Annotated in this window: 10 protein-coding genes and 1 pseudogene; 1 reads left to right on the forward strand and 10 read right to left on the reverse strand. The window is 40.4% G+C overall.

Translation table 11 applies throughout. From position 1 onward, the window contains the following. The coding region (locus H164_RS0113685; protein WP_019969148.1) for a TraM recognition domain-containing protein at positions 1-1289 on the forward strand (1289 nt) is incomplete at its 5' end. Positions 1290-1419: 130 nt separating this feature from the next. Here H164_RS0113685 and H164_RS16155 read toward each other — a convergent pair. The 10 genes and pseudogenes from H164_RS16155 to H164_RS0113735 form a co-directional block, all read right to left on the reverse strand. Then, complete coding sequence (locus H164_RS16155; protein WP_373278036.1) at positions 1420-1626, reverse strand: IS1 family transposase; 207 nt, start codon at positions 1624-1626, stop codon at positions 1420-1422. Positions 1627-1721: 95 nt separating this feature from the next. Then, entirely contained in the window at positions 1722-2048 is a 327-nt protein-coding gene (locus H164_RS15820; RefSeq protein ID WP_019969150.1) for an IS1/IS1595 family N-terminal zinc-binding domain-containing protein, read from the reverse strand. Between the two features lie 124 nt (positions 2049-2172). After that, on the reverse strand, positions 2173-3156 hold the full coding sequence (locus H164_RS0113695; RefSeq protein WP_019969151.1) for a hypothetical protein: 984 nt from the start codon (positions 3154-3156) through the stop codon (positions 2173-2175). A 637-nt stretch (positions 3157-3793) separates the two neighbouring features. Beyond that, positions 3794-4469, reverse strand: a pseudogene (locus H164_RS16000) (RHS repeat domain-containing protein); the annotation flags it as partial. A 41-nt stretch (positions 4470-4510) separates the two neighbouring features. Next, positions 4511-4969 carry a hypothetical protein gene (locus H164_RS16005; protein WP_026356389.1) on the reverse strand — a complete coding sequence of 153 codons (459 nt, stop codon included), beginning with the start codon at positions 4967-4969 and terminating at the stop codon, positions 4511-4513. Beyond that, on the reverse strand, positions 4966-7632 hold the full coding sequence (locus tag H164_RS14775) for an RHS repeat domain-containing protein (RefSeq protein WP_019969154.1): 2667 nt from the start codon (positions 7630-7632) through the stop codon (positions 4966-4968). Before H164_RS14775 ends, H164_RS16005 begins: the two co-directional genes overlap by 4 nt. After that, positions 7629-8117 (reverse strand): hypothetical protein, encoded by a 489-nt coding sequence (locus H164_RS16010; protein ID WP_019969155.1) that lies wholly within the window; start codon positions 8115-8117, stop codon positions 7629-7631. Before H164_RS16010 ends, H164_RS14775 begins: the two co-directional genes overlap by 4 nt. Before the next feature lie 4 nt (positions 8118-8121). Then, on the reverse strand, positions 8122-9651 hold the full coding sequence (locus tag H164_RS14785) for an RHS repeat domain-containing protein (protein WP_238315357.1): 1530 nt from the start codon (positions 9649-9651) through the stop codon (positions 8122-8124). A 284-nt stretch (positions 9652-9935) separates the two neighbouring features. Next, on the reverse strand, positions 9936-10190 hold the full coding sequence (locus H164_RS14790; protein WP_019969157.1) for a hypothetical protein: 255 nt from the start codon (positions 10188-10190) through the stop codon (positions 9936-9938). Between the two features lie 189 nt (positions 10191-10379). Next, positions 10380-10808, reverse strand: coding sequence for a YbbC/YhhH family protein (locus tag H164_RS0113735; protein WP_019969159.1), 429 nt, complete (start codon positions 10806-10808; stop codon positions 10380-10382). Positions 10809-11053: the final 245 nt, after the last annotated feature.

Raw genomic sequence — 11053 nt, forward strand, 5'->3', positions numbered from 1 at the left:
CCGACCTGTCGATGATTGCCTACAATCACCTCATCAACCACTTGGACGGGTACAAGATAAAACCGAAGTTCTATGTCATCAACTTTGATGATCCGAGAAAGTCACATCGCTGCAATCCCATCAATCCAGCCTTTATGACGGATATATCAGATGCTTACGAGAGTGCCTACACGATTATGCTCAACCTGAACCGCTCGTGGATACAGAAGCAGGGGGATTTCTTCGTGGAGTCACCCATCATCTTGTTGGCAGCCATTATATGGTTTCTGAAAATCTATGAGAACGGAAAGTATTGCACTTTCCCTCATGCCATCGAATTTCTGAACCGTCCCTACGCACAGATATTCCCGATACTCACTTCCTACGATGAACTTGCCAACTACCTTTCCCCTTTTATGGACGCTTGGGAGGGTGGAGCACAGGATCAGTTGCAGGGACAGATTGCTTCAGCGAAGATACCGCTCTCAAGAATGATTTCACCAGCACTTTATTGGGTGATGACGGGTAATGATTTCTCGCTCGACATCAATAATCCCAATGAGCCGAAGGTGTTGGTCGTAGGAAATAATCCCGACCGCCAGAATATCTACTCAGCTGCTCTTGGACTCTATAATAGTCGTATTGTGAAACTCATCAACAAGAAGAAACAGCTCAAAAGTTCTGTGATTATCGACGAGTTGCCAACTATCTATTTCCGTGGGCTGGACAACCTTATTGCTACCGCCCGAAGCAACAAAGTAGCGGTATGTTTGGGCTTTCAAGACTTTTCGCAACTTACCCGTGACTATGGTGATAAGGAGAGCAAGGTGATACAGAACACTGTTGGCAATGTGTTCAGTGGGCAAGTGGTAGGTGAAACTGCCAAGACTCTCTCCGAGCGCTTCGGCAAGGTGCTTCAACAACGGCAGTCAATGACCATCAATCGCAATGATAAGTCCACCTCAATCTCTACCCAGATGGACGGCCTTATCCCTGCATCGAAAATCAGCAATCTTACACAAGGTATGTTTGTAGGTGCAGTATCCGACAACTTCGATGAGCGTATCGACCAGAAGATTTTCCATGCAGAGATTGTGGTGGATAGCGCCAAAGTCTTTGCCGAAATGAAAGCCTATCAGCCTATACCAACAATAGCAGACTTCATAAACGAAGATGGCTGCGATAATCTCAAAGAGACTATCGAAGCCAACTATCGTAAGGTGAAGCGAGAGATACTTTCGCTTGTCGATTCGGAAATTCAAAGGATAAAGAACACTCCTGTCTTATCTCATCTCATTCCAAACAAATAGCGCAACCACCTATCGAGCATTGTGGATGTGATGCGACAATTAAGGAACAGAGTTATACCCACAAGTAAATTTTTATGATAGCCGTTAGTACTAATAAACTACGGCTGTAACAAATCGCTTTTCGGTTCAATCATTTTAGGTGGGTGCGAAGTGTAAGATTGTGCCGCTCGATATGGTTGGTGGAACGGAAAACGGTACGGTGAATTTTTCGGCTGATAAGATAGCCGTAATTTTTCAATTTGTCGGTATAAATAAATTTGGCTTTGGATAGGAAAAGGTTGTGAAGTATTACCGACAAAGTACGGTTGGTACGTCTGCCAACATTGAAAGCAACCACCTGATTTGTTTCTCTATCTAAGGAATAAGCCAATCATCGTAAGCAATTTTTCTTACCGATAAATATCCGCATTTCATCTACTTCGTAGGTTCTGCCTACAGGATAGGTGGTTGTTTGATGTTGCTTGCTATCTGTAAAATTCTTTTGAGCAAAGTGGTAACTGAAATCCCCAATACTCGTGCCGTACTACGAATGCCTAATCCCTCTTTGGTCAGTTGGATGATTTTGGAATCGGTGTCAGGAAGATAGGCTTTGTAGGTGTAGTCGGTGATAAAGCGCTTGTGGCAATATTTGCATTGGTAGCGTTGTTTGCCATTGCAATTCTTCCCACTTTTGACGATTGACTCAGATTGACAATAGGGACATAAAAACTTAACTCCCAATCTGGAGCATAAAGTTCCAAAACTATCCTGTTGCTTCATTTGCTTATGCTATAATTGCGAAAATAATGCGAAGGCAAAGCGCTAATTCCTGCCTTCGCATTTTTAATTTATCAGATAGTCCTGATAATCAAGACCCTATTTTCACAACTCCCAATCTGAAGCATTACCAATCACTATCATTAAGAAAAGAAAAACTGAACCAGTTATATTGAAAAGTACCATTAATAATTGGGACGGTAATACTAATTGCTTTATCTTGATAGATAATTATTTTAGGAATTTCTTGCCAATTATGTTTTTCTAATCGATACGCTTTTCCGCATACGTAATATATGGGAATATTTTCGTCGTTAACTCTTGAAGTAAACAACCAAGTCAGAGGACAATCATATAAGGATTGTTCAAGACTCCTGTCTATTTCTTGTATTTCGTTTCGGGATGGTATCAACTCATATCCTCTAGTTTTATCATCTGAAATAAATTTGTAATAGATAATTGAGTGAGTACTGGTGGTAAAAACATCACAATGATTCGTGATTAAGTTAATCTTTAATCTTTCACAGTCGATGAGATATAATTTGTCCTGGACAAGAATAACAAAACAAGATTCAATGGCATACGATATAGGAATCGCCCCCTCTATCTCCATACCATTTAGCTTAATTTTCTTTTCAAAAAGAATATTCATTTTCTTTCCCATAATTGTTAATAGCATCTCTTCTGCTTCGTAATCTATTCGACTCACCATTAAATAATCCCTATTCCGACTTTGAGCTAGGTTCACAATGGGTAAATTCTGCTTTGAATGCCAATAAATATATTTTGCATTTTGAGGAACATGCCAAAGTATAATATTCCTACCTTTTGCATATATCAGTGCAGAGTCCGAGATCTTTAAGCAATTCGAGGTCATGGTTGAATCGATACAATAACTGTGGTTGCGGTAATTCCTTATATCCAGTCTTTGCAGTTTCCTTTCAATCGCTTCCGTATCATCGTTATTTTGACAATAAACCAAATATTTACCTATTGTACAAACAAAATCTCCGTGAATGCACAAAGTATCCTTATTCTGTGAATAAATAGGTAATCCTATATAGCAATACAATATAATTATGCTTAAAAAACATGCCCTATATTTTTTCATCGCTTTTGAGTTGCAATATGAATATGATTATTATGCCCAGAGATCCTCTTAGTTTTCCCCTCTTTTTCTTGTATATTAGGTCCAAAATTCTCTCTTAAGATAGGATTCTCTCTAATTGCACGTTGAAAAGCATCAACTTTTTCATGTGATTTAGGATTTTTAACTGGGATTCCATTTACCATGTCAATGTCTATAGCTCTTCCTCCATTTGATGCATAATGATTGCTTGAAGGGGAATGTTTCCCAGTTGTAGTTGTAGAAACATCAATAGAAGTAATTCCTGCGCCAGAAATATTAGCATCGTTTATCCCTTTAATTAATAAACTAACAGCATCTTTTGACAATGCATAATCACCATAACCCCCAGTTGGACTCTTATACTTAAAAGTTACACTAACTTTAGTTCCATCATCTGTTATAAAACTCTTAGGTATATATTGCCCACCTTCTACATTAAACCTACCACTTGCATCGGATACTTTTATAATCTTATCCTGCTGATAATCGTATCTCATTCCAGATTGATATATACTATATGTTTCACCTATATTTCTATACTCCTGACCATCGTATGTTATAGAGTTGGCATTCCCTTCCTGCCAGAAAATAGCAGCAGTTTCATCATTTCTATACCAATCTGTACCAGTTGGATCAATATACTTGATAGGATTATTATTTGTGTAGCAATATCCTGTTAAATTCGGATATTTCTCCGTTAGCGGATCAACCCCCAGCCACATAGAATTTTGGGGATCCATATATCTGGCCCCATAGTAGTATAAGCCAGTTTCTTGGTCGAGTTCCTTGCCATTGAATTTATACGGCATGTCCTCGCTGCTGCTGTGCTCATCTACGAGTAGTTCGCCATACGGCAGGTAAGCATCGAACTGGGTGATGTTGGCCTTGGCATCAGTAATGTAAGACGTACTGCCGAGATGGTCGGAGTGATAGAAGAAGATTTCCTCGATGTTGGTGGTATCCGTTGGGATATAACCATAGCCCGGTTGCGCATTGTCAGGGTCTTCGGGCTTCTGCCATTGGACGGGCGGGCCGGGAACATCTCCTTTCTCGTTGAACTTCGGCCGTTGCACCCAACCTTCAGGCACGGAGTGGTCGCCCAAATCCCCAATAATGTCGTTATAACCACGACCGGTGTTGTCGGGATCTGCCGTGGCACCCTTCATCGTGGGAACACCCGGAGGTGTACCGAGCGACTTATAATACTCCTCACGCTGCTTCTCTATCTGCATCATGCGGGCGGCATAATCTTTCTGTCCTGCCGTAACGTTGTTGCCGCTGATGCCATAAATGTTGCATAGCTCACTCATATTGAGCATTCTTAATCCAACCCCTTCTATTTATCTTTCTTTATTTCGCTTCCATACTCCATACCATTTTCATCTTTTAGATATTCATATATTGCTCTTAGATACATGATGATCTCAGTGTTTGTTAATTTGTTCTTGGATAAAAATATAGAGAACTCTTTAATAACTCCGTCTGGATTAAATGCGCCAATATTCTGAAAAAAGAAAATCTCTTTGTTACGATAAATAAATATTTTTCGGGGGAAATGTGGTCCTTGTCCTTTAAAAGCATATATTCCATTTACCAAATATTTTTCCTTGCTATTGAGTAAATTGTACACATTTGCACTTGCATTAACAAATTCTTTACCATAACTTTCATCAAGTTGTGTTGCAATGTCCTTAGGAATCAAAACTTGACAAAAAGAAGATTTTCGACTATTTTTTGCAGGCAAAGAATCTGCAATACAAATTAATAATAATAATAAAAATAGTTTCTTTCTCATTTCTTTTCTATATTTAATTTTCGTGACTGTTCTATTATCGTATTCTCAATTTTATTAGGGACAGTCTCTTTATCAGATCTATCACCTCCTTTATTTTCTTTTTCATATTTAAGATCCTTATTTATCTCTTTTCGATTGGTTGCATGTACAATTTCGTGACCTGCGACAGCCCCAATTGCTTGTTCTATAGTTAATCCTTTATGCTTTGGATTTTCTGTTTTCGCATCATTTTCTATAGTTCCCTCATAAATTGTAATTGAAGATTCTGTTATTCCCAATGTTCCATCTTTATTCACCCTGCGCCCATAATTATCTTTAGGATTAAAGTTTCCTTGTATTGTTTCGCCATAAGTAAAACTATATCCTTTCTTGACTTTTTCTATTTTAGCTTCTTCAGATATTCTCATCTTAACACGAATAGTGGAATTGATAGCCTGTTTCAGGCTCTTCATTCCCTCTTTCGTAAGCATTAGTGAGTTAACAATTCTTTTAATATCGTTTGTTACAAACTTAGTAAAAATAACTTTCCCCTGTTTATTTATATATACAGCAACCCTACTACCAGTATGGTCTACAATTTTATTTCCATCTGTATCGATGAGCCGTACAGGATTCCCCGCGCAATAAACATACCCGCCGATACTCGGATATTTCTCTGTTAGTGCATCTACCCCATACCACAGTGATGTCATGGGATTCATATATCTCGCCCCATAATAATACAGCCCCGTCTCTTGGTCGAGTTCCTTGCCATTAAACTTATACGGCATATCCTCGCTGCTGCTGTGCTCATCCACGAGCAACTCGCCGTAGGGCAGGTAAGCATCAAACTGGGTGATGTTGGCCTTTGCGTCGGTAATGTAAGAGGTACTGCCGAGGTGGTCGGAGTGATAGAAGAAGATGTCCTCGATATTAGTCGTATCGACAGGGATATAACCATAGCCCGGTTGTGCATTATCCGGGTCTTCGGGCTTCTGCCATTGAATGGGCGGGCCAGGAACATCTCCTTTCTCGTTGAACTTCGGCCGTTGCACCCAACCTTCAGGCACAGAATGGTCGCCCAAATCCCCGATAATGTCGTTATAACCATGACCGGTATTATCAGGATCGGCCGTTGCTCCTTTCATTGTTGGTACTCCCGGCGGCGTGCCAAGCGACTTATAATACTCCTCACGCTGCTTCTCTATCTGCATCATGCGAGTGGCATAGTCTTTCTGTCCTGCCGTAACGTTGTTGCCGCTGATGCCATAAACATTGCTGAACTTGCCTACGCCGAGTTTACTTGCCACGCGCTTGTCGCCGATGAAGTAATGCTTGGTAAAGCGGTTCTTCGTCACGGTGATAATCGGGGCGGGGTAGATGGTGTAGTCCTCCGTTTCGTGGAACGTCATTCCCTGTGGCGCACCGTTTATATATACGCCTTCGAGGTCACCGTGGCTCTTGATGATACGCTCGCCTGCAGCATTGTAGGTGTATCGGCTTGTCTTGCCATTATCCGACAATACCATCAGTCGGTTATCCTCATCCCAATACATTCTCCGTTCGGTACCAAGGCTATCGTTCTCCACTAAGGTAGGATTTCCATTGGCATCGTAGGTGTAATGCTCATGCCCTATCTGCGTGGGGGCTGTGGGGTGGTTGCTGTCCTCATACTTATACGTGAAGCCGTAAGACTGCGCCGTCTTTGTGGAGTCCACCTTTTGCACCTTGGTAAGCGGTTCGCTCATGCGTCCAAAAGTCATCTGCATTTCATAGGTCGCACTCTTTGCTTTTCCGTTTGCCTTTATCAGACGATTAAGGTCGTCGTAGGCATAGGTATGGTTGAATGCGCCACCAAGTTTCGCTTTGTTGTTATTGCTATTGTTGTTATTACTATTGGCCTGTGTCGGGTCTACGGCATTGGTAATACCTAAGATATTATCCACTGCATCGTATTGGTACTTGTTGGTCATAATCGCCGTACCTGCTGCCGTGAGATTCATTTCTTGTAAGCGTTCGCGTTGTTTGTCGTAGGTGTAGGTGGTTTCCGTTCCGTTACCCAACTTGGTGTAGACTGTGTGTCCGTCCTTGTCATAGCCCACCTTTTCTACGATGGTTTCTTCCTTTCCTTGTTTGTTGGATTTGACACTCGCGATTTGTCCTGCGGCATTATAGGCATAGGTCACGACTTCTCCGTCGGGATAAATCATGGTGCGCACGCGGTTCCAACTGTCGTAGGTGGCACCGTAGACATAGGTACGTACATCGGCGGTGCTCACCATCACCGAGCGAACGGTTTTTACGACTTCACCTTGGTTGCCGTAGTAATAGGCTTCGCCGCCCGAAGCATCTTCTACGAGCACAAGTCTGCCTGCACGGTTGTACTTCTCGCCCGGTTTGCCATAGGTATAGGTAACGCGGTTGAAGAGATTCTTGGGATAGAGTACTTCACTTAACCGTTCGTAGTCGTAGGTATAAGTGATGGGTGCCTTGTTCGAAATCGTCTTTTTGAGTTCCGCCGTGAGTTTTGTTAAGAGATTACCTGCCGCATCATAAGTACAGGTCACTTCTCCTGCATCGGGATGATTTACTTTAAGCTTATGCTCCAAGAGGTCGTGAACTTGCCATTGGAATGATACACAGCGATAATGCGATTTAACTGGGTTGCAGTGAAATAGCTTCATTCTACGCATATGTTCGCTTTCTCATTTGTTGGTCTAATATAGCTCCCATAAGTTTGTCCTTCTTCTTCTTTTAAGTATTTATAAATCACCTTTAGATATTTGATAGCAAGAGAATCTGGTATCTTACTTTCTGATAAAAAAGTTACATATTCTTTTATGACTTCTTGTGGATCGAATGCACCATAACTCTTAAAGATAAACAGTTTTTTATTGTGATAGATGAAGAGTTTGCGCGGATGGTGTGGATTTGGGCTACTATAAGCATATATACCATTTATTAAAGTATGCTCTTTGCCGTCCTGCAAATTACGAATAAAAGAACTGGCATGCTCATCATTGGGCCCCCAATCATAGCCACGATCTATAATAGATGCTATACTATCAGGAATTTGCACATATCCAAAGTTTATATGCGCTTTTCTTTGTGCATAGAGTGGAATTGCAAAAGTTGTGAATATAAATAGTGAAATAATATTCTGTTTCATATGCTTATTGTTTGTTTAAAGTTTTTGATTGCTCTATAATTTCTTGTTCAACTTTATTTGGAAGGACTTCTCTATCATTTCGAGGTGTTCCATTCTTAATTTCATGTCTGATATCCCTATTTATTTCTTTTGCATCTGTAGCATGCACAAGTTCATGACCAGCAACAGCACCAATAGCCTGTTCTAAGGTCAATCCTTTATGTTTCGTATCGTCTCTATTGGCGTCAGCTATCAATGTACCTTCAAATACCGTGATGGTAGACTCTGTTATTCTATATGAACCATTAGCATTTCTTCTCTTTCCAAAGTCATCTTTAGAATTCCTATTACCTTGTTCGGTAATACCATAAGTATAAGCTTCGCGACCATTTTTTGTTTTAGAAATCATCGTTTCTTTTGACAAAATCATCTTTACAAAGATTTTAGATCTTATGGTTTGGTTCAATATCTTCCTTCCTGTGCGGGTAAGTTGTAGTGCCGCTACAATTCTCTTAATGTTTTTTGTTGCATATTTAGTAAATATAACATTACTTTGTTTGTCATAACTTACTGCGTTTCGGAACCTAGAATCTACTATTTTATTACCATCTGTATCAATGAGGCGTATTGGGTTTCCTGCACAATAAATATAACTACCAATGGATAGATATTTCTCCACTAGCGGATCCACACCATACCACATTGATGTCACGGGATTCATATACCTCGCCCCGTAATAATACAATCCCGTCTCTTGGTCGAATTCCTTACCATTGAACTTATACGGCATGTCCTCACTGCTACTATGTTTATCCACGAGCAGTTCACCATAAGGCAGGTAAGCATCGAATTGCGTGATGTTGGCCTTGGCATCTGTAATATAAGATGTACTGCCGAGATGGTCACTGTGATAGAAGAAGATTTCCTCAATGTTGGTGGTGTCCGCAGGGACATAACCATAGCCCGGCTGCGCATTGTCAGGGTCTTCAGGCTTCTGCCATTGAATGGGCGGACCGGGAACATCACCTTTGTCATTGAACTTCGGCCGTTGCACCCAACCTTCAGGCACACTATGGTTGCCCAGCTCCCCGATGATGGTGTTGTAGCCATAACCGGTGTTGTCGGGATCTGCCGTGGCTCCTTTCATTGTTGGTACTCCCGGCGGCCTGCCAAGCGACTTGTAATACTCATCGCGCTGTTTCTCTATCTGCATCATGCGTGCAGCATAATCTTTCTGTCCTGCCGTAACGTTGTTGCCACTGATGCCATAGACATTGCTGAACTTGCCTATACCGAGTTTACTTGCCACGCGTTTGTCGCCAATAAAGTAATGCTTGGTGAAGCGGCTCTTTGTCACAGTGATCATCGGAGCAGGATAAATGGTGTAATCTTCCGTTTCGTGGAACGTGATTCCCTGTGGCGCACCATTGATATATACGCCTTCAAGGTCGCCGTGGCTCTTGATGATACGCTCGCCAGCGGCATTGTAGGTGTATCGGCTGGTCTTACCGTTGTCCGACAATACCATCAGGCGGTTGTCCTCGTCCCAATACATGCGCCGCTCGCTGTTCAGGCTGTCGTTCTCCACCAGCGTGGGATTGCCGTTGGTATCGTATGTATAATGCTCATGTCCAATCTGCGTGGGTGCCGTGGGATGGTTACTGTCTTCGTACTTATAGGTGAAGTCATAAGACTGTGCTGTCTTTGTGGAGTCCACCTTTTGCACCTTGGTAAGCGGTTCGCTCATGCGTCCAAAAGTCATCTGCATGCTGTAACTTGCCTGCTTGGCCTTACCACTGGCATATACCAAACGGTTTAATCACTCATAGCTGCACTCTTTTACTTTTGTTCAAGACTTTCTTTTATAATATCATTAACTATTCGTGAAATCTCTTTTAAAAGTCTTTTGTTACGCGGCAATCCCGTTTCTAAACTTATTTTTATCAAATAAGACTCTAGCTTTTTTTTACTATTGTAGAGCGATATAATTATAGGTATATAATGTAAATATTCCACTTCTGCAATATTTTTGGGGATAGACAGAGGATTCCAATTTGCTAAAATCAGATTAATCCTTTTGTAAAGTTCTTTCATTTTTTAATAGGTATGTAATGTAAATGACAAGACACACTATTCCAATAATGATTGGCAGGAATATGATGCTCTTAGTCTTCAATAACTGGTTTATATCTTTTAGACTCTTTATCATATCGTTCCATTTCTTGTGAAATTTGCTTTCTAATTTTTGTTGTATCTTCTAAGTAATCATAATAAAACATGATATTATTCACCATGCATCAAATTTAATACACATCCATTATTCTTATTAATGGTCATAAATACAACACCTCCTTTTGCCGTATGTAATGTCCCTTCTATCGTCCAGTATTTATCATTGATAAGCGTTATTTGAAGTGGCAATTCAGAGTTTAACTGTTGCTCTCCATACACTGCTTTAATAATGGGAATGGCTACTTTACATGCTGTTTCGGCATCGGGTATAATACCCTTTTTAAACCTGTTTCCTGTATTTTCAGAATTTGTCGAATCGTAGAGATTTGTATCTTGAAAAGGATCTTTAGTCTCCTTTTCTGTTGCTTTTCCTTTATTAACAAATAGAGTTCTTTTTTTACTATTATAGGTGCTATAATAATTTCCCCCAAGGAAACATAGTATTGCAAATATCAATGCAAAAATATATTCTTTCCTCATTATCTATCAATTATATTTATACTTTCCTTGAGCTTCTGTGATGCCTCTTTCATGATTGATACGGGATGTTTTTCTATATAACTTGATACAGAATTCATCCTGTCAGGATCTCTATGTACGTTGTCAAACAAAAGTGCACAACTGCAAATGTAGTTATTTACTCTGATATTTCATTGTTTTATTATCAAAAATTCTTTTGTTGATTGAATTTTGCTTTATTATTTCTCTTATCTTTTTGATTTTCT

Origin of the sequence: Segatella maculosa DSM 19339 = JCM 15638, assembly GCF_000382385.1 — a bacterium.
Taxonomy (GTDB): Bacteria; Bacteroidota; Bacteroidia; order Bacteroidales; family Bacteroidaceae; genus Prevotella; species Prevotella maculosa.

Excerpts from the sequence above, each read along its gene's own strand:
- H164_RS15820 (WP_019969150.1), bottom strand. The coding sequence starts at position 2,048 with ATGAAGCAACAGGATAGTTTTGGAACTTTATGCTCCAGATTGGGAGTT.
- H164_RS0113695 (WP_019969151.1), bottom strand. The coding sequence starts at position 3,156 with ATGAAAAAATATAGGGCATGTTTTTTAAGCATAATTATATTGTATTGC.
- H164_RS16005 (WP_026356389.1), bottom strand. The coding sequence starts at position 4,969 with ATGAGAAAGAAACTATTTTTATTATTATTATTAATTTGTATTGCAGAT.
- H164_RS14775 (WP_019969154.1), bottom strand. The coding sequence starts at position 7,632 with ATGAAGCTATTTCACTGCAACCCAGTTAAATCGCATTATCGCTGTGTA.
- H164_RS16010 (WP_019969155.1), bottom strand. The coding sequence starts at position 8,117 with ATGAAACAGAATATTATTTCACTATTTATATTCACAACTTTTGCAATT.
- H164_RS14785 (WP_238315357.1), bottom strand. The coding sequence starts at position 9,651 with ATGTATTGGGACGAGGACAACCGCCTGATGGTATTGTCGGACAACGGT.
- H164_RS14790 (WP_019969157.1), bottom strand. The coding sequence starts at position 10,190 with ATGAAAGAACTTTACAAAAGGATTAATCTGATTTTAGCAAATTGGAAT.
- H164_RS0113735 (WP_019969159.1), bottom strand. The coding sequence starts at position 10,808 with ATGAGGAAAGAATATATTTTTGCATTGATATTTGCAATACTATGTTTC.